The organism is Halalkalibacter nanhaiisediminis (assembly GCF_007830185.1).
Lineage (GTDB): Bacteria > Bacillota > Bacilli > Bacillales > Bacillaceae_D > Halalkalibacter > Halalkalibacter nanhaiisediminis.
This window is the reverse complement of the sequence record NZ_VLKZ01000006.1, coordinates 196,092-222,252: the sequence shown is the minus strand read 5'-3', so window position 1 is coordinate 222,252 and position 26,161 is coordinate 196,092. Positions and strand designations below refer to the sequence as shown.

31 protein-coding genes are annotated in these 26,161 nt (G+C 39.3%); 29 read left to right on the top strand and 2 right to left on the bottom strand.

Features of this window, described 5'->3' with window-relative positions; all coding sequences use genetic code 11:
- The first annotated feature begins 60 nt into the window (after positions 1-60).
- The 3 genes from splB to IQ10_RS12350 all read left to right on the top strand — a co-directional run bounded on the left by splB (position 61) and on the right by IQ10_RS12350 (position 2,832).
- On the top strand, positions 61-1,086 hold the full coding sequence (gene splB / locus IQ10_RS12360; RefSeq protein ID WP_144450819.1) for a spore photoproduct lyase: 1,026 nt from the start codon (positions 61-63) through the stop codon (positions 1,084-1,086).
- A 183-nt stretch (positions 1,087-1,269) separates the two neighbouring features.
- Positions 1,270-1,698, top strand: a complete 429-nt coding sequence (mntR, locus tag IQ10_RS12355; protein ID WP_144450818.1) for a transcriptional regulator MntR — start codon at positions 1,270-1,272, stop codon at positions 1,696-1,698.
- 237 nt (positions 1,699-1,935) lie between these two features.
- Positions 1,936-2,832, top strand: coding sequence for a patatin-like phospholipase family protein (locus tag IQ10_RS12350; protein ID WP_144450817.1), 897 nt, complete (start codon positions 1,936-1,938; stop codon positions 2,830-2,832).
- Positions 2,833-2,848: 16 nt separating this feature from the next.
- Here the strand turns inward: IQ10_RS12350 and IQ10_RS12345 are convergent, their stop codons facing one another.
- A complete protein-coding gene (locus IQ10_RS12345) occupies positions 2,849-3,274 on the bottom strand; it encodes an AtpZ/AtpI family protein (protein ID WP_144450816.1) in 426 nt (141 codons plus the stop codon).
- 35 nt (positions 3,275-3,309) lie between these two features.
- The gene (locus IQ10_RS12340) at positions 3,310-4,260 is read right to left on the bottom strand and encodes a DUF1385 domain-containing protein (protein WP_144450815.1); all 951 of its coding nucleotides are present in this window, start codon (positions 4,258-4,260) and stop codon (positions 3,310-3,312) included.
- 213 nt (positions 4,261-4,473) lie between these two features.
- Here IQ10_RS12340 and IQ10_RS12335 point away from each other — a divergent pair, with 213 nt between their 5' ends.
- The 26 genes from IQ10_RS12335 (at position 4,474) to recN (ending at position 26,067) form a co-directional block, all read left to right on the top strand.
- Positions 4,474-4,959, top strand: coding sequence for a YqhR family membrane protein (locus tag IQ10_RS12335; protein ID WP_144450814.1), 486 nt, complete (start codon positions 4,474-4,476; stop codon positions 4,957-4,959).
- Between the two features lie 122 nt (positions 4,960-5,081).
- Positions 5,082-6,152, top strand: coding sequence for a M24 family metallopeptidase (locus IQ10_RS12330; RefSeq protein WP_144450813.1), 1,071 nt, complete (start codon positions 5,082-5,084; stop codon positions 6,150-6,152).
- Positions 6,153-6,251: 99 nt separating this feature from the next.
- Positions 6,252-6,809, top strand: coding sequence for an elongation factor P (gene efp / locus IQ10_RS12325; RefSeq protein WP_144450812.1), 558 nt, complete (start codon positions 6,252-6,254; stop codon positions 6,807-6,809).
- Positions 6,810-7,043: 234 nt separating this feature from the next.
- On the top strand, positions 7,044-7,325 hold the full coding sequence (locus IQ10_RS12320; protein WP_144450811.1) for a YqhV family protein: 282 nt from the start codon (positions 7,044-7,046) through the stop codon (positions 7,323-7,325).
- Positions 7,326-7,342: 17 nt separating this feature from the next.
- A complete protein-coding gene (gene spoIIIAA / locus IQ10_RS12315; protein ID WP_144450810.1) occupies positions 7,343-8,272 on the top strand; it encodes a stage III sporulation protein AA in 930 nt (309 codons plus the stop codon).
- On the top strand, positions 8,269-8,781 hold the full coding sequence (gene spoIIIAB / locus IQ10_RS12310) for a stage III sporulation protein SpoIIIAB (protein ID WP_199757424.1): 513 nt from the start codon (positions 8,269-8,271) through the stop codon (positions 8,779-8,781). The genes spoIIIAA and spoIIIAB overlap by 4 nt, the downstream gene beginning before the upstream one ends.
- A 23-nt stretch (positions 8,782-8,804) precedes the next feature.
- Positions 8,805-9,011, top strand: a complete 207-nt coding sequence (gene spoIIIAC / locus IQ10_RS12305; protein WP_144450808.1) for a stage III sporulation protein AC — start codon at positions 8,805-8,807, stop codon at positions 9,009-9,011.
- A 14-nt stretch (positions 9,012-9,025) separates the two neighbouring features.
- A complete protein-coding gene (spoIIIAD, locus tag IQ10_RS12300) occupies positions 9,026-9,415 on the top strand; it encodes a stage III sporulation protein AD (protein WP_144450807.1) in 390 nt (129 codons plus the stop codon).
- Positions 9,416-9,493: 78 nt separating this feature from the next.
- Complete coding sequence (spoIIIAE, locus tag IQ10_RS12295; RefSeq protein WP_437177689.1) at positions 9,494-10,639, top strand: stage III sporulation protein AE; 1,146 nt, start codon at positions 9,494-9,496, stop codon at positions 10,637-10,639.
- Between the two features lie 18 nt (positions 10,640-10,657).
- A complete protein-coding gene (gene spoIIIAF / locus IQ10_RS12290) occupies positions 10,658-11,314 on the top strand; it encodes a stage III sporulation protein AF (RefSeq protein WP_144450805.1) in 657 nt (218 codons plus the stop codon).
- The gene (gene spoIIIAG, locus IQ10_RS12285) at positions 11,311-11,976 is read left to right on the top strand and encodes a stage III sporulation protein AG (protein ID WP_144450804.1); all 666 of its coding nucleotides are present in this window, start codon (positions 11,311-11,313) and stop codon (positions 11,974-11,976) included. The genes spoIIIAF and spoIIIAG overlap by 4 nt, the downstream gene beginning before the upstream one ends.
- A complete protein-coding gene (locus IQ10_RS12280; RefSeq protein ID WP_144450803.1) occupies positions 11,976-12,620 on the top strand; it encodes a SpoIIIAH-like family protein in 645 nt (214 codons plus the stop codon). The genes spoIIIAG and IQ10_RS12280 overlap by 1 nt, the downstream gene beginning before the upstream one ends.
- Before the next feature lie 167 nt (positions 12,621-12,787).
- Positions 12,788-13,162, top strand: coding sequence for a hypothetical protein (locus tag IQ10_RS12275; RefSeq protein ID WP_144450802.1), 375 nt, complete (start codon positions 12,788-12,790; stop codon positions 13,160-13,162).
- A gap of 114 nt (positions 13,163-13,276) precedes the next feature.
- On the top strand, positions 13,277-13,780 hold the full coding sequence (gene accB / locus IQ10_RS12270; protein WP_144450801.1) for an acetyl-CoA carboxylase biotin carboxyl carrier protein: 504 nt from the start codon (positions 13,277-13,279) through the stop codon (positions 13,778-13,780).
- Between the two features lie 13 nt (positions 13,781-13,793).
- The gene (accC, locus tag IQ10_RS12265) at positions 13,794-15,170 is read left to right on the top strand and encodes an acetyl-CoA carboxylase biotin carboxylase subunit (protein WP_144450800.1); all 1,377 of its coding nucleotides are present in this window, start codon (positions 13,794-13,796) and stop codon (positions 15,168-15,170) included.
- An 11-nt stretch (positions 15,171-15,181) separates the two neighbouring features.
- Positions 15,182-15,577 carry an Asp23/Gls24 family envelope stress response protein gene (locus IQ10_RS12260; RefSeq protein ID WP_144450799.1) on the top strand — a complete coding sequence of 132 codons (396 nt, stop codon included), beginning with the start codon at positions 15,182-15,184 and terminating at the stop codon, positions 15,575-15,577.
- Positions 15,578-15,817: 240 nt separating this feature from the next.
- On the top strand, positions 15,818-16,222 hold the full coding sequence (nusB, locus tag IQ10_RS12255) for a transcription antitermination factor NusB (protein ID WP_144450798.1): 405 nt from the start codon (positions 15,818-15,820) through the stop codon (positions 16,220-16,222).
- Positions 16,223-16,243: 21 nt separating this feature from the next.
- On the top strand, positions 16,244-17,089 hold the full coding sequence (gene folD / locus IQ10_RS12250) for a bifunctional methylenetetrahydrofolate dehydrogenase/methenyltetrahydrofolate cyclohydrolase FolD (protein WP_144450797.1): 846 nt from the start codon (positions 16,244-16,246) through the stop codon (positions 17,087-17,089).
- A 10-nt stretch (positions 17,090-17,099) separates the two neighbouring features.
- A complete protein-coding gene (xseA, locus tag IQ10_RS12245) occupies positions 17,100-18,449 on the top strand; it encodes an exodeoxyribonuclease VII large subunit (RefSeq protein WP_144450796.1) in 1,350 nt (449 codons plus the stop codon).
- A gap of 13 nt (positions 18,450-18,462) precedes the next feature.
- Complete coding sequence (xseB, locus tag IQ10_RS12240; RefSeq protein ID WP_144450795.1) at positions 18,463-18,696, top strand: exodeoxyribonuclease VII small subunit; 234 nt, start codon at positions 18,463-18,465, stop codon at positions 18,694-18,696.
- A gap of 2 nt (positions 18,697-18,698) precedes the next feature.
- Positions 18,699-19,589 (top strand): polyprenyl synthetase family protein, encoded by an 891-nt coding sequence (locus tag IQ10_RS12235; RefSeq protein WP_242009821.1) that lies wholly within the window; start codon positions 18,699-18,701, stop codon positions 19,587-19,589.
- A gap of 709 nt (positions 19,590-20,298) precedes the next feature.
- The gene (locus IQ10_RS12230; RefSeq protein ID WP_144450793.1) at positions 20,299-20,907 is read left to right on the top strand and encodes a hypothetical protein; all 609 of its coding nucleotides are present in this window, start codon (positions 20,299-20,301) and stop codon (positions 20,905-20,907) included.
- 10 nt (positions 20,908-20,917) lie between these two features.
- The gene (gene dxs, locus IQ10_RS12225) at positions 20,918-22,807 is read left to right on the top strand and encodes a 1-deoxy-D-xylulose-5-phosphate synthase (protein WP_144450792.1); all 1,890 of its coding nucleotides are present in this window, start codon (positions 20,918-20,920) and stop codon (positions 22,805-22,807) included.
- 5 nt (positions 22,808-22,812) lie between these two features.
- Positions 22,813-23,646, top strand: a complete 834-nt coding sequence (locus tag IQ10_RS12220) for a TlyA family RNA methyltransferase (protein WP_437177687.1) — start codon at positions 22,813-22,815, stop codon at positions 23,644-23,646.
- A gap of 233 nt (positions 23,647-23,879) precedes the next feature.
- Positions 23,880-24,329 (top strand): transcriptional regulator AhrC/ArgR, encoded by a 450-nt coding sequence (gene ahrC, locus IQ10_RS12215; protein WP_144450790.1) that lies wholly within the window; start codon positions 23,880-23,882, stop codon positions 24,327-24,329.
- A 13-nt stretch (positions 24,330-24,342) separates the two neighbouring features.
- On the top strand, positions 24,343-26,067 hold the full coding sequence (recN, locus tag IQ10_RS12210) for a DNA repair protein RecN (protein ID WP_144450789.1): 1,725 nt from the start codon (positions 24,343-24,345) through the stop codon (positions 26,065-26,067).
- The last annotated feature ends 94 nt before the right edge of the window (positions 26,068-26,161 follow it).

Sequence of the window (26,161 nt, the reverse complement as noted above, 5' to 3'; positions counted from 1 at the left end):
TTCGCGTTATGTTTTTTTCATGATTAAGTGCACATGCTAAGAAAAAAGAGGTGTATGTGCATGAAGGCTTTTACGCCACAACTCGTCTATATCGAACCTGGTGCCCTAAAATATCCCCTTGGTCGACAATTAAAAGAAAAGTTTGAAGGTCAAGGGATCGAAATTCGTGAAACGACTTCGCACAATCAGGTTCGTAATATCCCTGGAAACAATGAGCTTCAGCAATATCGTAATGCAAAGTCGACCCTTGTCATCGGTGTTCGCAAAACATTGAAATTCGATACATCCAAGCCTTCTGCTGAATATGCGATTCCACTTGCTACAGGCTGTATGGGGCATTGTCATTATTGTTACTTGCAGACAACACTTGGAAATAAACCTTATATTCGTACCTATGTCAATCTCGATGAAATTTTTGAAGCTGCTAATCAATATATGAAAGAAAGAGAACCAGAAATAACACGATTTGAAGCAGCTTGTACATCAGATATTGTCGGTATTGATCATTTAACACATTCTTTAAAAAAAACGATTGAATTTATTGGCGAGACAAACTCAGGCAGGTTGCGTTTTGTGACAAAATATCAACATGTTGATCATTTACTTGATGCTAAACATAATGGCAAGACACGATTTCGTTTTAGTGTGAATTCTGATCATGTCATCAAACAATTTGAACCAGGGACTTCATCGTTTCTTGAGCGAATAGAAGCCGCTGGAAAAGTCGCAAAGGCAGATTATCCACTTGGCTTTATCGTTGCTCCGCTCATTTTGCATGATAAATGGAAAGAAGGATATCTTGAATTATTTGAACGATTAGAAGCCATCCTCCCTCCATATGCAAGAAAAGATTTAACGTTTGAGCTAATTCAACATCGCTTTACAAAAACAGCTAAAAATATTATTCAAAAACGCTATCCAAAGACGAAGCTGGAAATGAATGAGGATGAGCGAAAATACAAATGGGGACGTTATGGCCGTGGAAAGTATATTTATAAAGATGAAGAAGCAGGAGAATTAAAAGAAACCATTCAATCATACATTGATCGTTTTTTTCCAGAAGCGAAGATGGAGTATTTTACTTAAGGCATTATAACGAAGAAATTGAATTCATTTTATAATCATTATTGTCCAGCTCCTACATTTTGGTGTAGAATGAAAGTGTTGCACATTTTCAGATAAACACATGACAAATGACCAAGAATGGTCAACAAGTGTGGTAGCCGATTTATGCTTTTCTTGATTGGTGAACAAATTGGAGGGGACCCTATGCCAACACCTAGTATGGAAGATTATTTAGAACGAATTTATATGCTGATTGAGGAGAAAGGTTATGCACGTGTCTCCGATATCGCAGAGGCATTAGAAGTTCACCCTTCATCCGTTACAAAAATGGTTCAAAAGCTAGATAAAAGTGATTATTTAATTTATGAGCGGTATCGTGGGCTTATTTTAACGTCAAAAGGAAAGAAAATTGGTAAACGATTAGTATATCGACATGAATTACTTGAAAATTTCATGCGTATAATCGGTGTCGATGAGACGCATATTTATAAAGATGTTGAGGGAATTGAACATCATCTTAGCTGGGATGCGATTGATCGTATTGGTGATCTTGTCCAATACTTTGAGGAACAAGAAAAAAGAGTTGAGGATTTAAGATACGTTCAAAAACGAAATGAAGAAGTGGAATCATAAGAAAAGCGAAAGCGCCTTGACCAGCCGCGACAAGTGCTGGAGGCCTGTCAAATGTGTTGGTTGGTCTTTGGCAACTATTTACAGGCTGAAGCAACCTCGAGCGTCTCAGTCAATTTTCTATTTTTTTAAAAAGGGCATCCGTAAAATGCGGATGCTCTTTTAATGTGAAAAAAGAATAAAAAATATAGGCACGTCCTCCTTTTAATTTTACATAGGCTGTAAAAGGAGGCGATTTGGATGAAAATAGATGGGGTGTTTGCTGGTGGTGGTGTTAAGGCCTTTGCCTTCATTGGAGCATTGCAGGTCATGGAGGAGAAGGGATATGAATTTGAACGAATAGCAGGAACTAGTGCTGGTTCGATTATTGCAGCATTTATAAAGGCTGGCTACTCTAGTGCAGAAATGTTTTCTTTGTTAGATGATCTTGATGTAGAATCATTTAAAGATGAACGTATGTCTTTTCTCCCAGTCCCTATTGCAAAGTGGATTCATCTTTATTTTCGATTAGGACTATATAGAGGAGATGCTCTAGAAGCATGGCTTAGGCGTGTATTGCAAGCGAGAGGAATACAAACATTTGGAGACCTGCCAAAAGATTCTCTACGAATTATTGCCTCCGATTTATCAAAAGGCAGACTACTTGTTTTACCTGATGACCTAAAAAGTTACGGGATTATTCCAGAAAAATTTTCGGTAGCACGAGCTGTTCGAATGAGCTGCAGTATTCCATATTTTTTTGAGCCAGTTAAAATCTATGATCGAACAGGTGATGGGGAGAGCTCCTATGTTGTTGATGGGAGTGTGCTAAGTAACTTTCCGATGTGGCTTTTCATGGATGGTAAAGTAAAAAAGTGGAAAAGACCTGTTGTTGGATTCCAATTAACTCCTGAACTTAGTGAAATTCCAACGAATTCGATTTTTAATGCGATTTCAATGTTTCGAGCATTATTTGAAACGATGAGCTCAGCGCATGACTTACGTTATATTTCTAAGGATCATGCAGGGAATATTGTTTTTATTCCAGTTCTAGATGTAAAAGCAGCTGATTTTGAATTAACAGAAATGCAAAAAGAACAATTAATTGTTTTAGGTAGAGAAGAGACTTTGCAGTTTCTGACTACATGGGGACGTTAAAAAGAAAAGTCGAGCATTAAAAAAATGCTCGACTTTTCTTTTTGCTTTTTTTTCCCTCAATCACTGTTAAATGATGAGCTTCTTTTCGATTTTTAGCGGGGCGTGCAGATTTATGTTTCACCGCTTGATTAGGCTTTCGCTTTTGAATAAAAGCTGGAGCAGTAGCGGAACTAGAAGCAGATGTGTTAGCTCGCTTTGTACTTGTACGTTTGGCTTTACGTAACTGGGAACGAGTTGGACCTGAACGCTGTGGAAATAAGCTTGTTCCGTATCGCTTGGCCATAACCCAACGGTAAATGAGAAAAATCACGGCAATAAATCCAACAATCATTAGTATTCTTGTTAAAAAACCTAATGTGTTAAATAAAAGTTCGAACCCGAGTCCAACGAAAGCGAAAATCAGGATAACCGGAATGATGTACCTCATCAATGAACGTATCAATCTGCACACCTCCAAGTAGTAATGATAATCAAAGGTTAAACAACCTCAGTAGCTTCTTTATTTTCTTGCTCATAATTTGCTTCACGTTTAAGCATTTCATTAAATGATGCAATTGCTACCTCTACTTGATCGTCCTTTGGTTCTTTTGTTGTTAATAGTTGAAGAGATAATCCTGGGTAACCAAGCCATTTCAGCACTGGGATTTCTCTTACTTTATTCGTTAACTGCAGCACTTCATAAGAAATGCCAAGAACGACAGGGATCAAAGCTATCCGGTGAAGGAGTCTCTCCCAAATATTATCAAAAGGGACCATTAAATAAACAAACACCCCAACAATAACAGTAAACAAAATGAAGCTACTACCGCAACGGTAATGAAGTCTGGACTGACTTTGTACATTCTCAACCGTTAAAGGTAGATCACGTTCATACGCATTAATGACTTTATGTTCAGCCCCGTGATACTGAAAGACACGTCGAATGAGTGGCGTGAGTGAAATGAAATAAATATAAGCGAGTAGGAGTACGAGCTTAATTAATCCTTCTAATAAATTTTGTGCGACATGCCCGGGAAAGATAAAACTTAGACTCTCAGCAATCACTGCTGGAATGGCGGTGAAAATGAGCTTTCCAAATAGAAACGACAGGATTCCAATGACAGCAACACCAAATATCATCGTAAGCTTTGATGATTGCTCAGCTGGAACAATTTTATCATCATCAGCTGGATCAACATCATAACGGTCTGTCGAGAAATTTAAATGTCTTGTACCTACACTACTTGCTTCGATAATGCCCACAACACCGCGAAGGAACGGAATTTTTTTCAGTTTTTGCACCCATGGTTTTGGGGTTTTCTTAACTTCAAATGAATCATAAGATCCATCCTTCCGTCTAATCGTTGTAACGGTCGTATGCTTTCCGCCGAACATAACCCCTTCAACGACGGCTTGCCCACCGTAAGCGGGCTTTGTTTGATTTGACATGATGACACCAGCCTATCTACTACTATAATATATTCTCTATTCTACATGATTTCGAGAAAATCCTCTATTGTAAATACTCTGGTTCAGTTGTCAATAGACATTCTTACTTTAACTATACCCAATTAATAAGCATTTCATTCTTTGGGAATTTAGTAGATTGTCATGATTTTTCATCTTTTACACGGGACATACTACGACTGGAGGTGTTTCATCATGAAAAATCACGTACTTGAACAAAACAAACAAGAAGAACAAATGTCATTTGTTGCAAAAGTGGCTTTAATTGGATTGTATGGAGGGCTTATTTGGTCATTGGTTGGGTATTTCGCCTTCTTTTTTAATTTTATTCGCGTTGGACCTGCTTTAGTATTAATGCCTTTTGCATTAGGTGCGTGGAAGGACACCTATGTTGGTCAATTAGTTGGAGTCGCAGTTATCACTGTCCTTTCAATAGGTGTGGCCTATCTTTATAAATTAATTCTACAAAAATTTCATAAGCTTTGGGTTGGCGTAGCATTTGGTCTTACTTTGTGGATTCTCGTATTTTATCTGCTCAATCCAATCTTTCCTGGTCTTAAATCGGTCGCTAACCTTGATTCAAATACGATTATTACATCCATATGTTTGTATGTGTTATATGGTGTTTTCATTGGGTATTCGATTTCTTATGAGTACGCAGAGCAGCAACGTCATAAATAATAAATTAGTCTTCTCTCACTTCGATTCGTCAATCACTTTATGCTACAATAAGGAAAATACATGCAAAAGAAAGATTGGCAAATGTAAATAGAACGACATCATACTTGTTGGAGGAGAAAAAGATGAATCGAATCGAGAAGTTACGAGCTCAATTTCGTGAACGTGATATTGATGCTTTACTCATTACAAGCCAATACAATAGACAGTATATGACCGGATTTTTTGGAACGGCAGGTGTTGCTCTTATCTCCGAGAAAGCTGCGATTTTTATTACTGATTTCCGTTACGTGGAACAAGCGAAGGAACAGGCAAAAGGGTATGAGATCATTCAGCACACTGGACCTATATTTGAAGAAGTCGCAAAACAGGTTGAAAAACTAGGAATGAAAAAGCTAGGGTTCGAACAATCACATCTTACATATGAAGCATACCAACTTTATGCTAAATTTATTGAATCTGCTTCACTTGTTCCTATAGCTGGACTTGTCGAAGGGATTCGACTAAAAAAAGATGAAGATGAAATAAATTTAATCCAAGATGCTGCCAATATTGCCGATGCAGCTTTCGACCATATTACAACGTTTATTCGTCCAGGTATAACCGAACTAGACGTAGCAAATGAATTAGAATTTTTCATGAGAAAGCAAGGAGCTAGTAGTTCTTCTTTTGATACTATCGTTGCATCTGGTCTGCGCTCAGCCCTTCCACACGGTGTCGCAAGTGAGAAAGTGATTGAAAAAGGTGAACTCGTCACGCTTGATTATGGTGCGTACTATAAAGGATATTGTTCTGATATAACGAGAACTGTCGCTGTTGGAGAAGTGAGTGAAGAGTTGAAAGCTATTTATCAAACAGTGCTTGAAGCGCAACTTCGGGGCATGGCAGGGATTAAACCAGGATTAACTGGAAAGCAAGCAGATGCACTTACAAGAGATTATATTACAAAAAAAGGATATGGTGACTATTTTGGTCATTCAACTGGTCATGGTCTTGGTATGGAAGTTCACGAAGGTCCAGCTCTTTCGATGAAGTCAAGCACTGTACTTGAGCCAGGGATGGTTGTAACGGTGGAACCAGGGATTTATATTGCAGGTGTCGGTGGAACGCGAATTGAAGATGATACACTCATTACCGAGGATGGAAATCGCACGTTCACACATTCGCCTAAAGAATTATTGATCCTAGGTGAGTAGTCCCGAATTTTCTTGAGAAAGTTTTCCCAAGCTGTGGTATAGTAAGGGATATGACTGAACATCTGAACATATCAGATGGAAAGATGGAGGAATTAATAAATGATTTCAGTAAACGATTTTAAAACAGGTTTAACAATTGAAGTAGATAACGGACTTTGGCAAGTAATGGATTTCCAACATGTAAAGCCTGGAAAAGGAGCGGCATTTGTTCGCTCAAAACTACGTAACTTGCGTACTGGTGCAGTTCAAGAAAAAACATTCCGTGCTGGTGAAAAAGTTGCGAAAGCACATATTGAAAATCGTCGCATGGCGTATCTTTATGCAAGTGGCGATATGCACACATTTATGGACAATGAATCTTATGAGCAAATTGAGTTATCAACTGCTCAAATTGAACATGAACTTAAATTCTTAAAGGAAAACATGGTTGTTCAAATTATGACTTATCAAACTGAGACTCTTGGTGTAGAAGTTCCAAATACAGTAGAACTAGAAGTAACAGAAACAGAGCCTGGTATTAAAGGTGATACAGCTTCAGGTGGAACAAAGCCTGCAATACTTGAAACTGGTTTATCAGTTCAAGTACCTTTCTTTATTAACCAAGGTGATGTTCTCATTATTGACACACGTAGTAGTGCATATGTATCACGTGCTTAAGCACGTTCAAAATGAAAAAACGAGTTGGTTCAATGATGAACTGACTCGTTTTTTTGTTTGAAAGAAAATTTCACATGATGTCAAACGTCTTACTTTAGAAGAGTAAGATCACCTTTTAATATGAGAAGAGTGTCTCAATTGGTCAGCAATCACCTTTAGAGGCACTCTTTTTTGTTCTGAACTGGTTTGTCCGCTCATAAGGTTGTACAAAGCGTTTTTAGTTGAGGTGGCTCTATGAAAGCATGGTTTTATTCATTTGAAATGGCCCTACTTGCAATGGTCGGTTTAAGAGTTCTATCTGGTCTTATTGAATTAACAGCAGCGGGCCTGATGCTTCGGTTTAATAGCGTTGAAAAAGCAGTAGGTCTAAACGCAATGCTTGTCATAATAGGTCCAACGATTTTTATTACATCGATCGCGATTGGACTTGTTGGGATGTCTGATCGATTATCTTTATCAAAGTTAGGCTTTATTGCAGCAGGGGTCTTACTTATTTTGATTGGAATTCGAAAGTAATGAAGGGTGGTAGGGTGATGTTAACTGAAATTATCCCAATATTACCAGAAAGCATTCGTCAATTGTTAAGACAACTGAACCCTCATATCTGGGAACGAGTTGAAGAAATTCGTCTTCGTGTAGGCCGTCCGCTAGAAGTGATTGTAGCTGGAAAACCTCATTACCCTATTGAAAATAAAGACTACTATATCGTCAAAGCAGACGATGCTAAATATTTGCTAAGTCAGCTAAGCCAGTATTCCCTGTATGCGTTTGAAGAAGAGTTACGTCGGGGTTTTATCACGATCCAAGGTGGGCATCGTGTTGGTCTTGCAGGAAAAGTTGTACTAGAACATGGACAAGTGAAAACATTACGCGATATTAGTTCATTTAATATTCGAATCGCTCGTCAAACAATTGGTGTAGCAGAGATCCTTGTTTCGCAATTATATGATAGAAGATGGCTTAATACGTTGTTTATTGGCCCACCACAAGCAGGAAAAACAACGATGCTTCGTGATCTTGCGCGCTTAATTAGTGAAGGAATGCCTAGTAAAAATATTCCACCATTAAAAGTAGGCATTGTCGATGAGCGTTCAGAAATTGCGGCAAGCATGAAAGGCGTACCGCAGCTTGAACTTGGCATGAGAGTCGACGTACTCGATGGTTGTCCAAAGGCTGAAGGGATGATGATGTTAATCAGATCGATGAGCCCGGATGTTCTCATTGTTGATGAAATTGGTCGTAAGGAAGATGTCTTTGCTGTACAAGAAGCACTTTATGCAGGGGTGAAGGTGATGACAACAGCTCATGGTTTTACAGTTGAAGATATTGAACATCGACCAGAACTCAACGTTTTATTTAAGCTCCAGGCATTTGAACGATGTGTAGAATTGACTCGAACGACAAGACCAGGGGTGGTAAGGCGGATACGGAATCAACACCGAAAAGATGTGATGATGACGTGAAGCTCATTGGTGCTGTTATTATCATCCTTGCCACAACATGGGTGGGTTTTGAGTGGGCAAAAAGATTAAGTGAACGACCGAGACAGTTAAGACAATTAAAGGTAGCCATTCAATCACTAGAAGCAGAAATGATGTACGGGCTAACGCCTTTAGCAGAGGCGAGTAATCATATTTCTAAACAATTGCCAAAACCTATCTCTTTCTTATTTGCGCAATTTTCCGATCGACTATTGAATAAGCAAGAAACTGCATACGAGGCTTGGGAGGAGAGCATTCGTGAGGTGTGGCAGCACACCTCTTTGCTTGATAGCGAAAGGGAAGTAATGATGCAATTTGGTTCGACGCTTGGACAACATGACCGTGAGCAGCAGCAGAAGCAAATTAAATTGACGCTTGCTCATCTTGAAAGGGAAGAACAGGAAGCTAAAGATAGGCAAAACCGTTATGAGCGAATGATTAAAAGCTTAGGATTTCTAACTGGTTTGTTAATTGTCATCTTGATGCTTTAGAGATAAGGAGAGGAGGAGACGTCTTGGTGTATGATGTGAACACCATTTTTCAAATAGCAGGAATAGGAATCGTTGTAGCGATGATTCACACCGTATTGAAGCAAATGGGAAAAGAAGATTGGGCTCACTGGGTAACGTTAATTGGCTTTGTCGTTGTTCTTTATATGGTCGCAACTATTGTCGATGATCTGTTTCAAAAAATTAGAGCCGTTTTCCTTTTTCAAGGGTGAAGGAGTGAGTTGCAATTGACATTATCCAAATTGTCGGATTAGGGCTTGTTGCAACGTTCCTAGCCCTAGTTGTGAAAGAGCAGAAGCCATTATTTGCTTTCATGCTTACTGTATTTGTTGGTATTCTTATTTTCCTTTTTCTTATTGACGAAATTACAAAGATAATTGGCATGCTTGAAGGTATTGCAACTCAAGCAAATATGAATATGATTTATTTCCAAACGATTTTAAAGATCATTGGGATTGCCTATATAGCTGAATTTGGAGCACAAATTGCAAAAGATGCAGGACAAGCAGCCATTGCTTCTAAAATCGAGCTAGCAGGAAAAATTTTGATCTTAGTGATGGCAATTCCGATTTTAACAGCCGTTATCGAGATGGTCCTCTCGCTGCTCCCGAGTTAAAGAGTCCTGACAAGTTTATGAGTAGAGAGGAGGGAGAGTAAAGTGATTAGATGGTTCATAACACCAATCATTGTCATAATAACATTCATTGTTGCTTATGGTGAAGTTGCTTTAGCAAACGACGAGCCATTGAACGAGGATGGCTTTGTTGAACAACAAATAGAACAATTGCAACTAGATGAGATTCGTATGTACTGGGAAGAGATCTCAACAGAATATGGTGGCTTTCTTCCAGAAAGTCAAAAAGGATCATTTGTGGAGTTTGTTCGCGGTGATAAGCAATTTTCTTTTAAAGAATGGGGAATGGGACTCGTTCGTTTTTTATTACATGAACTGCTTGTAAATGGTAAGCTACTTGGCTCATTGATTTTGCTAACGGTATTTTGCATGATTTTGCAGTCGCTCCAAAATGCTTTTGAGCAGCATACGATTAGCAAAGTTGCTTATGCCATTACATATATGGTTTTAATGATTATTGCCTTAAATAGCTTTCATGTTGCGATCAGCTATGCATCATCAGCCATTAATAATATGATTCACTTCATGATTGCTCTCTTGCCTTTACTGCTCGCCATGATGGCTTCAATCGGTAATATCACATCAGCAACCTTGTTTCATCCGCTTATTATTTTTTTAGTTAATACAAGCGGCTTGCTCATAATGAATGTCGTTCTTCCACTCTTATTTCTATCCGCTGTTCTTGGTATCGTGAGTACATTGACTGATCATTATAAAGTGACAAAACTTGCGACATTTTTGCGTAATATCGCTGTCGGAACACTTGGTGTTTTTCTGACAGTGTTTCTTGGGGTCATCTCTGTTCAAGGAGCATCAACTGCTGTTGCAGATGGTATTACGGTTCGAACAGCTAAATTTATTGCTGGTAATCTTGTCCCTGTCGTCGGTCGAATGTTTACAGATGCAGCAGATACGGTCATGAGTGCCTCTCTTTTGCTAAAAAATACAATCGGGGTAGCTGGGCTTGGTATTTTACTTATGCTATGTGCATTTCCAGCGATGAAAGTATTGTCCCTGGCGATTATTTTTAACTTGTCAGCCGCTGTTCTTCAACCATTGGGTGGGGGGCCAATCATTGAATGTTTATCGATTATTGGAAAAGCTGTCATCTTTGTTTTTGCTGCTATGGCGATTGTCTGTTTAATGTTTTTCCTAGCAATCACCATTATGATCGCAGCTGGAAATGTATCATTAATGATGAGATAGAGAGGAGGAAGTCACCACGTGGGCTTTTTGACAGAATGGCTAACGAATATAATCCTTTTAATTTTACTTGCGACAATTCTTGAGTTAATGCTACCTAATTCTTCGATGCAACGATACGTGAAAATGGTCGTTGGCCTTTTGCTACTCGTCATTATGCTTCAACCGCTCTTATCTATCATGAGAGAAGATGTTGATACGTGGCTCTTTTCTTTATCAAATGACACAAGACAAACTGAACAATTAGTAGCAAATTCAATAAATTCACAAAAAAGAGAAATAGAGCTCGGACAGCGTGCATATATTTCTGAACAGGTGGCTGTCCAATTAATGAACCAAGTGGAAGAAGCACTTAGGGATGAATATGCTCTAATGATCGTCCATGCCAACGTCGAGCTTGCAAATAATGCGACAACGAGTGTAGAGGAACAGCAGATTAAAGCGGTTCATGTTTCTGTTCGGTCCAAAGAAGGTGAAGCAGATGGCAAAGTGAACGAAGAACTAGGTGGCATTCAATCCGTTGAAGTCGTTCATATTGACACATCCGAAAACAATCCAGCCAAACCAATGGAAATGAGCGAAGACTTAGAGCATGTACAAGAGTTTCTTGCACAGTATTGGCACATCCCTAAAGAAACGATCTTAGTTGCGTGGGAAGGGGGGAGAAGAGCAGGATGAATCATGATGAAAAGAAGGATCGACAGTGGCTGCAAACTCTATTTAAGAAGCCAGAGGATGGAAAGAAACGAAGATTGCCTCTTCACTATATATTGCTTCTGGGCTGTGTGGGCATTGCGCTCATGATTACTGGGAACCTTCTAACCACTCCAACAGAGGACATGTCACAAACCGTACCCGCTTTTAATGAAGAAAAAGAAGAAGATGAACCAGTTTTTAAATCAAATACTCAAGCTGAACCGTATTCCATGGAAGACTATGAAATTCGCTATGAAAATCAGTTGAAAGAAACGTTAGAGCAAATTGTTGGGTTATCTGATGTATCTGTCATGATTAATTTAGCAGAGACAGAGAGACATGTGTATGAAAAAAATGTCAATTCAAATCAACAAAATACCGATGAAACGGATCGAGAAGGTGGAACACGAAAAGTAGAAGATCATTCTCGTGATGAGCAACTTGTTATTGTCCGTAATGGTGATAAAGAAGAACCAATCCTTATTCAAAAAAGAAAGCCTGATATTCGTGGAGTCCTTGTTGTTGCAAAGGGAGTAGAAAATGCCCAAATAAAAGGGTGGGTTGTTGAAGCGGTTAGTCGTGTACTAGATGTACCATCTCATAGAGTTTCGGTCATGCCGAAGAAAACAAAGGAGGATTTATAATGGTATTAAAAAAGCAAACAGTATGGTTATTAACGATGCTAAGTCTTATTGTTGTCCTTTCCGTTTATTACGTGACATCGCCTGAGCAAATTCCAGGTGAGGAAGTAGCATTGGTTGGTGAAGAAAATCAAGACATTAGTGCCGAGATCGAACAAGTAACAGATGGAACGAATGAAGTAGTGGTGAATATGGCTGACGAATTAGAGAAAGCTACACTAGAAACTGTTCCTGATGCGAATGAAATGCCAGCACCAAATGCTGATGGAAGTGTGATTTCAAATATCTCTTCCAATGATGCTTTTGCGACGATTCGTATGGATTTACAAGCTTCGCGTGACCGAATGGCTGAAGAGTTAACTCAAATCGTCGCATCTGCAGAAACTTCTGCTGAAATGAAAAGTGAAGCTCACGATAAGAGTATGGAATTACAACGTTTGGCCCAAAATGAAGCAACGCTTGAAACATTAATTAAAGCAAAAGGATATGATGATGCTTTAGTTATGGCAGAAGAGGATCAAGTACGCGTTATTGTACAAACAGAAGAATTGTCAAAAGCTGAAGCAAATGAAATTATGCACATGACATTTAATCAATTAGGTCAAGGGTTAAATGTAGCAGTTAGTCACACAGTGTCAGCGCAATAAGAGTTAAATTGATGTATGCTCTCAGCGGGTGATTTTGACTTATGGCTGAGGGCCATTTCTTTCTTTATCATAGCTGCTTAAAAAGAGAAAGAAAGAAATGAAGATGCAACTCCTCATTTGTCTGTGATATAATACGCAAAGTAACTTACACATGAGGAGCGATTGTAATGGAATGGAATGATTTAACCGAGGGAGCGAAAGCTGTCCTTGAACAAACACGTAATATGAAGAACGATAATATTCAAATTGTAGAATTTGAAATTGGCTTTGAACAAGAATTTGAAACTGGAGACGGTGATACCTACGTAGTCTCTATTCAAGAAGAAGATTATGAAAGTTTAAAACGTTATACAAAGGAAAATGAGTATGGCGATAAATATCACATGGCGCGAAATAAAGACATCGTTAAAATCATCCTACTTGAGAATGGAAAAATTCCTGATAACTTATCTGAATTTCCTGTATTCCGTCAATACAAAAAAGATGCATTAATCAAAACGGAGGTAGAAGGCGAAGAAATCTCAGAATCAACAGAAGAATAAGTGTTACCCTCCAAGTATGGAGGGTTTTTCTTATAATGACGAGAAGGAATGAAAGCATCTTTATCGAAGATAGTTATGGTATAATATGAAAAAATGAAATAGGAGTGTACATATATGTTGAAAGTTCAAGAATTAAAGGAGCTAATTAGAGCTCTTGATCAATCGAGCATAGACGAGCTCAAAATCGAGCAAGATGGTGCGAAGCTTTTGTTAAGAAAGAATCAAACAACGACTGTAGTAGCAGAAAAAAGTGTGAAATCAAGTGAAGTGCTTCCAAGTCCTACCGAACAACCAGAAAGCCCAAAAGCTTCTTTAGAAGTGGTTTCTACGCCGAGCAAAGAAGAGAGTAAGTTAGAAGATAAGCCAGTTGCTGAAAATGTACATACAATTAAATCTCCTATGGTGGGGACATTTTATGCGGCTCCGTCCCCAGATGCTGATCCTTATGTGAATAAAGGTGATCAGGTTAAGGAAGTATCCATTGTTTGTATCGTGGAAGCAATGAAATTAATGAATGAAATTGAAGCGGAAGTAAACGGTAAAATCATCGAAGTTCTTGCTGAGGACGGAGAGCTTGTAGAGTATGGACAGCCATTGTTTGTTGTAGAACTGACTTAATAGGAGAGATACAATGATAAAAAAAGTATTAATTGCAAATCGTGGGGAAATTGCGGTCAGAATCATTCGTGCTTGCCGTGAGTTAGATATTGAAACTGTTGCGATTTATTCAGAAGCTGACAAAGATTCTTTGCATGTTCGTTTAGCTGATGAAGCATATTGTATTGGACCGACTGCGTCGAATAAGAGCTATTTGAATGTGACAAATATTATGAGTGTTGCAACCTTAACAGAAGTGGATGCCATTCACCCTGGGTATGGATTTTTAGCTGAAAATGCTGATTTCGCTGAAATTTGTGCAGCTTGTAATATTACGTTTGTCGGACCGAGTCCATCAGCGATTAATCAAATGGGAACAAAGGATGTTGCAAGAGATACAATGGCAAAAGCTGGTGTTCCAATTGTTCCTGGTTCAAAAGGAATCGTTGAAAATACGGAAGCTGGATTAAAGGTTGCAGAGGAAATAGGCTACCCAGTCATTATTAAAGCAACTGCTGGTGGAGGTGGTAAAGGGATTCGCGTTGCTAGAACACCAGAAGAATTGAAAAAAGGGATGAACATTACGCAGCAAGAAGCAGCAACTGCATTTGGTAATCCAGGTGTCTATATTGAAAAGTTCATCGAAGATTTTCGTCATGTAGAAATTCAAGTGTTAGCTGATAATCATGGCAATGTGATTCATCTCGGTGAGCGTGATTGTAGTATTCAACGTCGTCTGCAAAAGTTATTAGAGGAAACACCGTCTCCTGCTATTACTCCAGAAAAACGTGCAGAAATGGGTCTAGCTGCTGTTAATGCTGCAAAAGCTGTTGCTTATTCAGGTGCTGGAACGGTTGAATTCATTTATGACCATAACAATGGAGATTTTTATTTTATGGAAATGAATACGCGCATTCAAGTTGAGCATCCTGTTACGGAGATGGTGACAGGAATTGACTTAATTAAAGAACAGCTACACGTTGCAAGTGGTGAGGTACTTTCCCTCACACAAGAAGACGTGACGTTTTCTGGTTGGTCGATTGAATGCCGAATTAATGCTGAGAACCCGTCGAAGAAGTTCATGCCTTCTCCTGGAAAGATTACGAATTATCTAGCTCCAGGAGGGCTTGGCGTTCGAATTGACTCTGCAGCCTATCCAGGATATGTGATCTCGCCGTTTTATGACTCGATGATTGCGAAGGTCATTACGCATGGAGCTACTCGCGAGGAAGCGATCGCAAAAATGAAACGCGCCCTTGAAGAGTTTGAAGTTGAAGGCGTTGATACGACTATTCCGTTCCATTTACGACTTCTTAATCATGAAACATTTGTATCAGGCGATTTTAATACGAAATTCCTTGAAGATCATGATGTCATGTCTGTAAAATTAAAGTCAACTATTGATAAATAGGAGGGAAAATAATGAACGAGAATCATATTTTAGAGCTTGAAGAAGAGAAATCAGAACTCGGAAAAGTAGAAATTTCCCCAGAAGTGATTGAAGTGATTGCAGGAATTGCAGCTTCAGAGGTAGATGGAGTTGCAACGATGCGTGGTAATTTTGCGGCTGGTGTAGCAGAGAAGCTTGGTCGAAAAAATCATGGAAAAGGCGTAAAAGTTGAACTTGGTGAAGACGGAATTACTGTCGATGTATCTGTTATAATTACGTACGGTGTAGCTGTACCAGAAGTAGCAAAGCTGATTCAAACGAATATTAAACAAGCTCTTCAAACGATGACGGCTATTGAAATCCAAGCTGTTAATGTTCATGTTGTCGGTGTTCAATTTGAATCAGTGGAGTTAGCTGAAGAAGAGTAATCAAAGGTTTTAGTTTGAAAACAGTTAGAATTGTTCATTTTCATTCTTGCCTATACTTTTGTTTAATCTGACAGTCAAAGCATGATGCTTTGACTGTCTTTTCGTCTTTTCTGGTTATAATACAAGAAAACGAAAGTTCTAATCAATTGAAATCTAAATTGTTCTGTTTTAGGTTAACATGTTATGCTATTATCAACATATTAAACGTGCAGTATTGCATAGTTAAAGGAGTTTGACAAGATGAATCGAAGAGTAGCAAGGTTAAGAGCAGCACAAGCGCTCTATCAAATTGACTTAACGGAAGGTGATATTGAGTCTGCAATTGAGAGCGTGCTAGATGAAGGAGAAAAGCCTAGCTCGTTTATGCTTGATCTTATACATGGCACGATTAATAAAAAAGCTGTCATTGACCCAGTTATTTCTGAAAGTCTGCAAGGGTGGACACTTGATCGAATGGGACTTGTTGACCGTGCGATTGTACGTATGACATTGTATGAAATGAAGTTTATAGAAGATATTCCTGTTAACGTTACATTTAACGAAGGCATTGAATTAGCAAAGGCATTCGGTGGAGAAGAATCTGGCCGCTTTGTAAATGGTGTGTTATCAAAGGCAATGGAGAGATTGCAAGAATTAAACGAATAACAAAATGAGGAGTGAAGATCCATGTCAGCTGTATTATTAAATGGAAAAGAGTTAGCTGCAAAAAAAAGAGAGCAGCTTAAGAAAGATGTAGAAGAACTTTCAACAAAAGGGATTACGCCAGGACTCGCAGTCATTCTTGTTGGTGAAGACCCAGCTTCAAAGACCTATGTTGGGGCGAAGCAAAAGGCTTGTGAGCAAGCAGGTATTCATTCTGTACTAATTAAAAAGCCTGATACGATTAGCGAGGAAGAGTTGTTAGCGGAAATTGATCGTTTGAACAAGGATGAAATGATTGATGGTATTTTAGTGCAGTTACCAATTCCTAAGCATATCTCAGAGCAAGCGGTGATTGAGCGAATTGCTCCGAATAAGGATGTAGATGGTTTCCATCCAATTAATATCGGAAAAATGATGACAGGTGAAGATACATTTCTTCCATGTACGCCTCATGGGGTATTAGTTATGCTCAAAGAAGCAGCGATCGAACTAGAAGGAAAGCATGTTGTTGTTGTTGGGCGAAGCAACATCGTTGGTAAACCAGTGGGACAACTTCTTCTAAATGAAAATGCAACCGTAACATATACTCATTCTCGTACAAAAGACTTACGTGCGATGACAAAGCAGGCAGATATTCTGATTGTTGCGATTGGTAAGGCTAATTTTATTTCAGCAGAGGATGTTAAGCCTGGAGCTGTTGTTGTTGATGTTGGTATTAATCGTGTCGATGGCAAGCTTTGTGGGGATGTTGACTTTGAAAGTGTGAAAGACACAGCATCATATTTAACACCTGTTCCTGGCGGGGTTGGCCCAATGACGATTACAATGCTTCTTGAGAACACGGTTCAATCTGCGCGAAATAGACAATAGGAGTGAGGGGATGGCAGCTGAACATATCCTAACGATTTCTGAAGTGACTCGGTATATTAAATCACTTATGGAAGAAGACGTGGTTCTCCAAGAAGTATGGTTGCGTGGGGAACTCTCAAATGTGAAGCTACATAGTCGAGGACATTTGTATTTCACTGTGAAAGACGATAAATCACGGATGCAGTCTGTTATGTTTGCAGGGCACAATCGCTACTTATCATTTAAGCCTGAAAATGGAATGAAGGTTTTGCTTCGTGGTGAGGTAAATGTATACGAGCCTTATGGTCAGTATCAATTTTACGCAAAGGAAATGCAGCCTGATGGTGTCGGAAGCTTATATTTAGCATATGAAGCGTTAAAAGCAAAGCTTGAAGAGGAAGGTTTGTTTGCAGCTGAGCGAAAAAAAGCTATTCCGATTCACCCAGCGCGAATTGCTGTCGTGACTTCGCCAACAGGTGCGGCGATTCGTGATATTGTTACAACTCTTAAGAGAAGGTATCCAGTAGCTCAAATTACCTTACTCCCAGTACTTGTTCAAGGAGAACAGGCACCGTCCTCGATTATTTATGCTATCAAACAAGCTGTCGCTGCAAATTGCTTTGATGTGATGATTGTTGGACGTGGAGGCGGTTCGATTGAAGAATTATGGGCATTTAATGATGAAGGTGTCGCTAGAGCAATTGCTGCCTCAAACATCCCAGTTATTTCAGCAGTCGGTCACGAAACAGATTATACAATTAGTGACTTCGTTGCTGATCTCCGTGCACCTACCCCAACGGGAGCTGCTGAATTAGCGGTTCCTGACCAAAATGAAATTGTACGTACAATTATGACTTTACGTAAGAGATTAACTCTAGCGATGAAGGAACAAATAACGAGAGAGGGTTCAAAGCTCGAACGATTGAAACGTTCATATGCCTTCAAATATCCAGAACAACTTGTGAGGCAAAAAGAGCAAGAACTTGATGGTTTACTTGACCGCCTCAAACGTGTCGCAAAACGAGCTCTACAAGATCCAGCAAATCAATTGTTGCACTTAGAAAAGAGTCTTAAACGATTGCATCCCGATATTCAAGTGAAGCAAGCGCAAGAAAAAACAAGTCAGCTCCATGTAGCGTTAGTAAAAGCAATGAAGGAACAACTGAACACGAAGCGTCAGCCTTTTCAAAAAGCAGTGAGCGAATTACAACTGCTTAGCCCCTTGAGGTTAATGGAGCGTGGATATAGCTTAGCTTATGACAAGGATCAGCAAATGTTAATAAAGTCAACAAAGCAAGTTGAAGTTGGGTCGGAACTCCAGATTCGCCTAAAAGACGGAAAACTCTACTGTCGTGTTGAGGAAAAACAACCTTTTGAATAAGGAGGGGACGAAAATGACTGAAAAAACTGAGTTAAGCTTTGAAGAAGCAATGGCTGAACTTGAAGAAGTCGTTGAGAAATTAGAACAAGGTGATGTACCGTTAGAAAAAGCTATTTCAATGTTTCAAGAAGGAATGGCTTTATCAAAGCAATGCCACGAAAAACTGGAACAAGTCGAGAAACAAATGGACCAAATTCTTCACGTAGATGGAGAAATAGAGCTGTTGGATTTCCAGGAGGACGAGTAAACGTGAATGCAGAGCTTAAGGACTTCTTGAATGAAAATAAACAGGAAATTGAACAACGGCTTCCAAAGTATTTAGAACAATTGCCTGCACCAAAGACATTAAAAGAAGCGATGATTTATTCCTTAAATGCAGGAGGGAAACGAATTCGACCTGTGCTACTCCTCGCTACCCTTCATAGCTTTGGAAAACCAGTTGAATTAGGGTATGATGTAGCTTGTGCAGTTGAAATGATTCACACGTATTCATTGATTCATGATGATTTACCTGCGATGGATGATGATGATATGAGAAGAGGCAAACCGACCAATCACAAGGTCTATGGTGAAGCGATTGCTATATTAGCGGGTGATGCCCTGTTAACTTATAGCTTTGAGCTTATTACGAAAGCAAATGTGGGTGACTTGTCTGCTGAGCAGAAGCTGTTGCTTATTCAGGAATTAGCTAAAGCTTCAGGTCCTGAAGGAATGGTTGGGGGTCAAGTGGCTGATTTAGAAGGGGAAAATAAAGCATTAACACTAGATGGACTTGTCTACATCCATCATCATAAAACAGGAGATTTGCTAACAGTATCAATTGTGGCGGGGGCCATTATTGCGGGAGCGAACGAGAAGGATATTACTAATCTTCGCTTATTTGCAAAAGAACTAGGATTGCTTTTTCAAATTAAGGATGACATCCTTGATGTTGAAGGTGATGCTATAACAATTGGCAAGCCTGTCGGAAGCGATGATGGGAACAATAAAAGTACATATCCAAGTCTTTTAGGATTGGACGGAGCAAAAAAGAAGCTTGAAGAGCATAAGTTACGAGCAAAAGAATATTTATATGAAGTAGAGATGAATCATCATTTACTAGAGGCCTTAACCGATTACGTCGCTGAACGTGATCACTAAAGCGTAGTAGGGTTTTCCATTGAGCAAGATTCTTACACATGTTATAATTAATGTTAGATAAGAGTGGTGCAGTATTCTAGTCGGTCCTCCTTTCTTGAAGGCGGGGCTAAAAATCCGCCAAAGGGCACATCGATGAAGCTCCTTGTGTTGGCTTGAGGCGCCCAGCCTTGGGTCGATGCTGGGAGAAAAGGTAGTAGGGCGATCCGCAAAGGCATGTGGGCGATGACCCTCCTACTGTGGAGGCCTTTTACTCGGTCTATACACGTGTATAGTTCCAGGGTAAAGGGTATGAACCTGTAAGGGCAAGTTAGGGAGCTTGTCTGCAGCGTAGCCTGCCTTGAGTGGAGGAAGAGGGGATTATAGACAAAGGGTTCAGAAGCTGGAGGCCAACAGATTGTGAATCTTACCTATATGAAATCTACTCTGCAAAAGAGGATAAAAGACTGGCAAGGGACTGTTGAGGAAATCTCCTAGACTGTTCGATAGACATTTAAAGAGGATTACAGTGTAGACTAAGTGGTAATCTAGTCTGACGTTTGGTGACAGCGTCAACTTCAGTATAAAGGGAAACCGCCACTGCGGCGACGCGGTGGAACTGATTTGGGAAATCCTACTGGACCTAAGCTACAGAGTTTACTCTTTAAATGACCACTCCATATTTTTACATACTTGTGGCGAATCTATAGATAAAGGTGATACAGTAACGCTTATGAAACCTCTTCAGAAATCAATACAATGGAGCTTGGGAATAGCCGTTATCACTTTGGTGTTAGCGGCTATTTTTTCGATTATCTCCACGTTTGTACTAAGTGGAGTTACGTGGGCGATCGGAATGTTGATTGTTTTAATCATCGTTTTTATTGGGGTATTCTTTGATACAATAGGAGTAGCCTCAACAGCTGCAAATGAAAAACCTTTTCATGCTATGGCTTCAGAACGTCTGCACGGAGCTAAACACGCTGTCTTGATTACAAGAAACGCGGATAGATTTGCGAATTTTTGTAATGATGTGATTGGCGATATATCTGGTATTATTAGTGGTACTGCCTCTGCCTACGTTGTCCTACAACTGTCTTTACAGCTTGGTTATAGTGAGACTTCAAGCCAACAATTTGCTATTTCAATTCTTTTTACAAGTGTAGTGGCTGCGCTAACAGTCGGTGGAAAGGCGCTTGGTAAAACGTTCGCCATTCATTACGCAACACCAATCATTTATCAAGTTGGTAGATTATTATACATTTTAGAGGTAAAATTGAAAATAAAATTGTTTTCAGCAAATGGAAAGATGAAGAAAAAAGACAAAATGACTCGAAAGTGAGGGTTCTCTCATGAAGCTAGAGGAATATAATGACCCAAGCATACTGAAGAACTATTCAAAAGCACAATTAGAAGAGCTTGGTGAGGATATTCGCCACTTCTTAATAGAAAAACTATCTGTTACAGGTGGTCACCTAGGTCCGAATCTAGGTGTAGTAGAGCTAACATTAGCCTTGCATCACTTGTTTGATAGTCCAAAGGATAAGTTTCTTTGGGATGTTGGTCATCAAGCCTATGTACACAAGATTTTAACTGGACGAGCTGACCAGTTTGATAAGTTACGTCAGTACAAGGGACTATGTGGGTTCCCAAAGAGAAATGAGAGTGAACATGATGTTTGGGAGACAGGTCATAGTTCGACGTCTCTTTCTGCTGCAATGGGTATGGCAACAGCTAGAGATTTAAAAGGAACCGATGATCACATTGTTGCCATTATTGGAGATGGTGCCCTAACAGGTGGTATGGCACTTGAGGCTCTCAATCATATTGGACATGAGCAAACAGATCTAATCGTTATATTAAATGATAATGAAATGTCAATTGCCCCTAATGTTGGTGCTCTGCATAGCGTACTAGGACGTTTGCGTACAGCTGGCAAATACAAAAAGGCAAAGGAAGAACTTGAACAGTTAATCAAGAAAATTCCAACATTTGGTGGGAAGCTTGCTTCAACAGCAGAGCGTGTAAAAGACAGCTTAAAGTATTTACTCGTTTCTGGAATTTTCTTTGAAGAGCTGGGTTTTACTTACTTGGGACCGGTTGATGGACATGACCTTGATGATTTAGCAGAGAATTTAAAATATGCTAAGAAAACTAAGGGACCAGTTCTTGTTCATGTGTTAACGAAAAAAGGGAAAGGCTATGAACCAGCAGAAAACGATGCAAAAGGGACATGGCATGGTCTTGGACCGTACAAAATTGAATCAGGTGAAGTTGTTACAAAACCTGGACCACCGAGCTATAGTGGTGTGTTTGCTGAAACATTAAAGAAAGTCGCTCGTGAAGATAAGCGTATCGTTGCCTTAACAGCAGCAATGCCAGGTGGTACGAAACTCGATGTCTTTGCAAAAGAGTTTCCAGAGCGAATGTTTGATGTTGGTATTGCAGAACAGCATGCAACGACAATGGCAGCTGGCCTAGCAACACAAGGAATGAAGCCTGTTTTTGCTGTTTATTCTACGTTTTTACAACGTGGCTATGATCAAGTTGTTCACGATGTTTGTCGTCAAAATTTAAATGTTGTCTTTGCCATTGATCGAGCTGGTCTTGTTGGAGCCGATGGTGAAACGCATCAAGGTGTCTTTGATATTGCCTTCCTTCGTCACCTTCCGAATATGAAGATTTTGATGCCGAAGGATGAAAATGAATTACAGCATATGATCTATACAGCGACTCAATATGATGATGGTCCAATTGCTGTTCGCTATCCTCGCGGTAATGGCTATGGTGTGAAAATGGATGAAGAGTTGCAACGTCTTCCGATTGGCAAATGGGAACAATTACAGGATGGAACGGATGCCTGTATTTTAACGTTTGGGACAATGTTACCAGTAGCAGAAGAGGCGATTACTCAGCTTAATTCTCAAGGATATTCAATAAAGCTAGTCAATGCGAACTCAGCTAAGCCTTTAGATGAAGAGCTTTTACATGATCTCGCTAAGCAAGGTGTACCGATTTTGACTTTGGAAGAAGCTGCTCTTCAAGGAGGATTTGGAAGTGCTGTCCTTGAGTTCTTTCATGACAACAGCTATCACAATATAGAAGTAAAACGCATGGGTGTTCCTGATGAATTTATTGAGCATGGTGGCGTTTCCCAATTGCTTGAAGAAATTGGACTTACGTCTGCAAATGTTTCTGAGCAGCTGATGATGATGCTTCCTAAAAAAAGACAAAGGGCTTAAACATTATGACGAAGAAAGAACGTGTAGATGTATTACTTGTTGAGCGAGGCCTGCTTGAAACAAGAGAGCAGGCGAAACGCTCAATCATGGCGGGTCTTGTCTTTTCGGGAACGGAGCGTATAGATAAGCCAGGCTTGAAAATAGACAGAGAACTGCCTCTAGCTGTTAAAGGAAATCCATTACCATATGTGAGTCGGGGTGGATTAAAGCTTGAGAAAGCGATTGATGTCTTTGATCTTTCCTTAAAGGATAAAATTGTCTTGGATATTGGAGCCTCAACAGGTGGATTTACAGATTGTTCACTCCAAAATGGTGCTAAGGCTGTTTATGCGCTTGATGTTGGCTATAATCAATTAGCATGGAAATTGCGTCAAGATGAACGTGTTGTCGTCATGGAACGTACCAATTTTCGTTACGTGAAACCAGAAGACCTTACAGAAGGCTTACCGCAATTTGCAACAATTGATGTCTCCTTTATCTCGTTGACGCTTATTCTTCCTGTTTTAAAGACAATCCTTGTTCAAAAAGGAGACGTGCTTGCGCTTGTGAAGCCGCAATTTGAAGCAGGTCGTGAGCAGGTCGGAAAAAAGGGAATTGTTCGTGATAAAAAAATTCATGAAGATGTGCTCAAGCGAATTTGTGAATTTTCTCTTGAACAAGGCTATGATGTCTGTGCTCTAAGCTTTTCGCCAATCAAGGGCGGAGAAGGAAATATTGAATTTTTAATGCACCTCCGTCTCGATCGCGAGAAAGAGCGTGGTCAAATGTTTGAAACGAGTTCGATTGAGGATATCGTTGCGATCGCTCATGAAGAACTTAAAGCAAGAACCGAAGAATAATGAAAAAAAGCGTCTCTTTCTCAACTCGAGAATGAGGCGTCTTTTTGTCTATATACATTCGTTACGTAATGTTTCATTATAGATGTGCTAAAAGGCTGTAGCGGGTTGTGTGAAAGTGGATGTTTGGTATAAGATAAATAAAACGCATAATTATACAGGCTGACTATTTGTTGTATTGTAGAACAAATACGTAGATAATATAGTATGAAAAGGGAAGAAACAGGTGGTTAAAGATGAATAAAGGGCAACGACATATTAAAATCCGAGAAATCATTACAAATAATGAGGTAGAGACTCAAGATGATTTAGTAGAACATTTAAGAAAATCCGGTTACAACATTACACAAGCAACCGTTTCACGAGATATTAAAGAACTACATCTTGTGAAAGTTCCGATGATAGATGGCCGCTATAAGTATAGCTTACCAGCGGATCAGCGCTTTAATCCATTACAAAAATTAAAAAGGGCTTTGATGGATAGTTTCGTTAGTATCGATTGTGCGGATAATTTAGTGGTGATGAAAACATTACCTGGAAATGGGAATTCAATTGCTGTCTTAATTGACAACCTCGATTGGGAAGAGATTATTGGAACGATTTGTGGAGACGATACCATTTTGATTATTTGTAAGGATAAAGAAAAAGGACCAGTTATTACAGAGCGTTTTTTAGAAATGCTATAAGGGTGGGAAATACATGCTAATCGAATTATCGATCAAACATTTTGCGATTATCGAAGAGCTAACAATCCCGTTTGAAAAAGGTTTGACCGTTTTAACGGGAGAGACAGGTGCTGGTAAATCAATCATTATTGATGCAATTGGCTTAATACTCGGTGGACGTGGATCTGCTGAATATGTGAGATATGGGGAGAATAGAGCAGAGATAGAAGGACTCTTTATTATTGAAGACGATCATGTAGTCATTGAAAAAGCTCGTGAACTAGGCATTGACGTTCGAGATTCAATGTTTATTTTAAGGCGTGATATTACGTCGCAAGGGAAGAGTATTTGCCGAGTCAATGGTAAGTTAGTCACATTGGCCATCCTAAGAGAAATCGGACAAGCGCTAGTAGATATTCATGGACAACATGAACACCAAGCATTGATGCAACCAGAGCATCACCTATCGATGTTGGATGGATTTGCACAAAAGGAATTAGTCCAAACACAAGCTGAATATCAAGCCATTTACGGTGAAGCTTTGCAATTGCAAAAGCAAGTGCGTAATTTAAGTGAAAATGAACAAGAAATGGCTCAGAAGCTTGATTTATATCAATATCAGCTCGAAGAAATTGAGAAAGCGCAGTTAGAACCAAATGAAGATGAGCAATTATTAGAAGAACGTCATAAGTTAGCTCATAGTGAGAAATTATTTTCACTTCTTGAAGATAGCTACCAGAGCTTATATGGAGAAGGAAGAGGCTTGGATTATCTTACAACATCAGTCTCTCACCTTGAAGAAGCTGCTACAATCGATAAAGAATTACAAGAATTACATGAATCTGTTAGTAATAGTTATTTTTTACTAGAGGAAGCTGCGTTTGCTTTGAGAGATCGAATCGAGAAAATTGAATTTGATCCGAGTCGTCTTGAATTTATTGAAAGTCGCTTACATGATATCCAACGATTAAAGCGTAAATATGGCTCATCAGTTAATGAGATCCTTGAATATGCTGCAAAAATTGAAGAAGAATTAGATTCCATTATTCATAAAGATGATCGAGTTGAAAAGTTACAAGTACAATTAGAGGCATTATGGCAGGATCTTCTTGTAGAGGCGAAAGCATTAACAGCAATACGAAAAAATGCAGCGGAAGCGCTAACTGAAGCGATTCATGATCAGCTTCGCTCGCTATATATGGAAAAGACGATATTTGAAGTACGTTTGCAGGAACGTTCTTTAGGGAAAATGGCACCAGTTGTTAATGGACAAGCTGTTCCATTTGGACCAGAAGGGCTTGATGCAGTTGAATTTTATTTGTCGACTAATCCTGGTGAGCCAATGAAACCACTTGCTAAAGTTGCTTCAGGCGGTGAAATATCTCGAATTATGCTTGCATTAAAGTCGATTTTCTCTAATCAACAAGGAATTACATCGGTCATTTTTGATGAAGTGGATACTGGCGTAAGTGGTCGTGTAGCACAAGCGATTGCCGAAAAAATTCATGGAATTTCAATTGGTTCCCAAGTTCTTTGTATTACTCATTTGCCTCAAGTTGCAGCAATGGCAGATACGCATTTATTTATTGCAAAGCATGAAATGAATGAGCGTGTGATAACATCTGTGACACCTTTATCGATTAATGAGAAAGTGGATGAAATTGCGCGTATGATTTCAGGAGTTGAGATCACTGATTTAACGAGGGAACATGCTAAAGAATTACTTGAATTAGCAGAAAAACATAAGCAGCCTGTATGAAAAGCTAGCCAATTAAGGGTAGCTTTTTTTCTTTGGCATAAGTTATAAATGTTGTGCTGCAAGGCAACATTAGTAATACAGCCATTACGGAGGT

Excerpts from the sequence above, each read along its gene's own strand:
- recN (WP_144450789.1), top strand. The coding sequence starts at position 24,343 with ATGCTAATCGAATTATCGATCAAACATTTTGCGATTATCGAAGAGCTA.
- spoIIIAG (WP_144450804.1), top strand. The coding sequence starts at position 11,311 with ATGAATCATGATGAAAAGAAGGATCGACAGTGGCTGCAAACTCTATTT.
- IQ10_RS12230 (WP_144450793.1), top strand. The coding sequence starts at position 20,299 with ATGAAACCTCTTCAGAAATCAATACAATGGAGCTTGGGAATAGCCGTT.
- efp (WP_144450812.1), top strand. The coding sequence starts at position 6,252 with ATGATTTCAGTAAACGATTTTAAAACAGGTTTAACAATTGAAGTAGAT.
- IQ10_RS12320 (WP_144450811.1), top strand. The coding sequence starts at position 7,044 with ATGAAAGCATGGTTTTATTCATTTGAAATGGCCCTACTTGCAATGGTC.
- IQ10_RS12275 (WP_144450802.1), top strand. The coding sequence starts at position 12,788 with ATGGAATGGAATGATTTAACCGAGGGAGCGAAAGCTGTCCTTGAACAA.
- nusB (WP_144450798.1), top strand. The coding sequence starts at position 15,818 with ATGAATCGAAGAGTAGCAAGGTTAAGAGCAGCACAAGCGCTCTATCAA.
- IQ10_RS12260 (WP_144450799.1), top strand. The coding sequence starts at position 15,182 with ATGAACGAGAATCATATTTTAGAGCTTGAAGAAGAGAAATCAGAACTC.
- xseA (WP_144450796.1), top strand. The coding sequence starts at position 17,100 with ATGGCAGCTGAACATATCCTAACGATTTCTGAAGTGACTCGGTATATT.
- xseB (WP_144450795.1), top strand. The coding sequence starts at position 18,463 with ATGACTGAAAAAACTGAGTTAAGCTTTGAAGAAGCAATGGCTGAACTT.
- spoIIIAA (WP_144450810.1), top strand. The coding sequence starts at position 7,343 with ATGTTAACTGAAATTATCCCAATATTACCAGAAAGCATTCGTCAATTG.
- IQ10_RS12340 (WP_144450815.1), bottom strand. The coding sequence starts at position 4,260 with ATGTCAAATCAAACAAAGCCCGCTTACGGTGGGCAAGCCGTCGTTGAA.
- ahrC (WP_144450790.1), top strand. The coding sequence starts at position 23,880 with ATGAATAAAGGGCAACGACATATTAAAATCCGAGAAATCATTACAAAT.
- dxs (WP_144450792.1), top strand. The coding sequence starts at position 20,918 with ATGAAGCTAGAGGAATATAATGACCCAAGCATACTGAAGAACTATTCA.
- IQ10_RS12330 (WP_144450813.1), top strand. The coding sequence starts at position 5,082 with ATGAATCGAATCGAGAAGTTACGAGCTCAATTTCGTGAACGTGATATT.
- splB (WP_144450819.1), top strand. The coding sequence starts at position 61 with ATGAAGGCTTTTACGCCACAACTCGTCTATATCGAACCTGGTGCCCTA.
- mntR (WP_144450818.1), top strand. The coding sequence starts at position 1,270 with ATGCCAACACCTAGTATGGAAGATTATTTAGAACGAATTTATATGCTG.
- IQ10_RS12220 (WP_437177687.1), top strand. The coding sequence starts at position 22,813 with ATGACGAAGAAAGAACGTGTAGATGTATTACTTGTTGAGCGAGGCCTG.
- accB (WP_144450801.1), top strand. The coding sequence starts at position 13,277 with ATGTTGAAAGTTCAAGAATTAAAGGAGCTAATTAGAGCTCTTGATCAA.
- IQ10_RS12280 (WP_144450803.1), top strand. The coding sequence starts at position 11,976 with ATGGTATTAAAAAAGCAAACAGTATGGTTATTAACGATGCTAAGTCTT.
- folD (WP_144450797.1), top strand. The coding sequence starts at position 16,244 with ATGTCAGCTGTATTATTAAATGGAAAAGAGTTAGCTGCAAAAAAAAGA.
- IQ10_RS12350 (WP_144450817.1), top strand. The coding sequence starts at position 1,936 with ATGAAAATAGATGGGGTGTTTGCTGGTGGTGGTGTTAAGGCCTTTGCC.
- IQ10_RS12335 (WP_144450814.1), top strand. The coding sequence starts at position 4,474 with ATGAAAAATCACGTACTTGAACAAAACAAACAAGAAGAACAAATGTCA.
- accC (WP_144450800.1), top strand. The coding sequence starts at position 13,794 with ATGATAAAAAAAGTATTAATTGCAAATCGTGGGGAAATTGCGGTCAGA.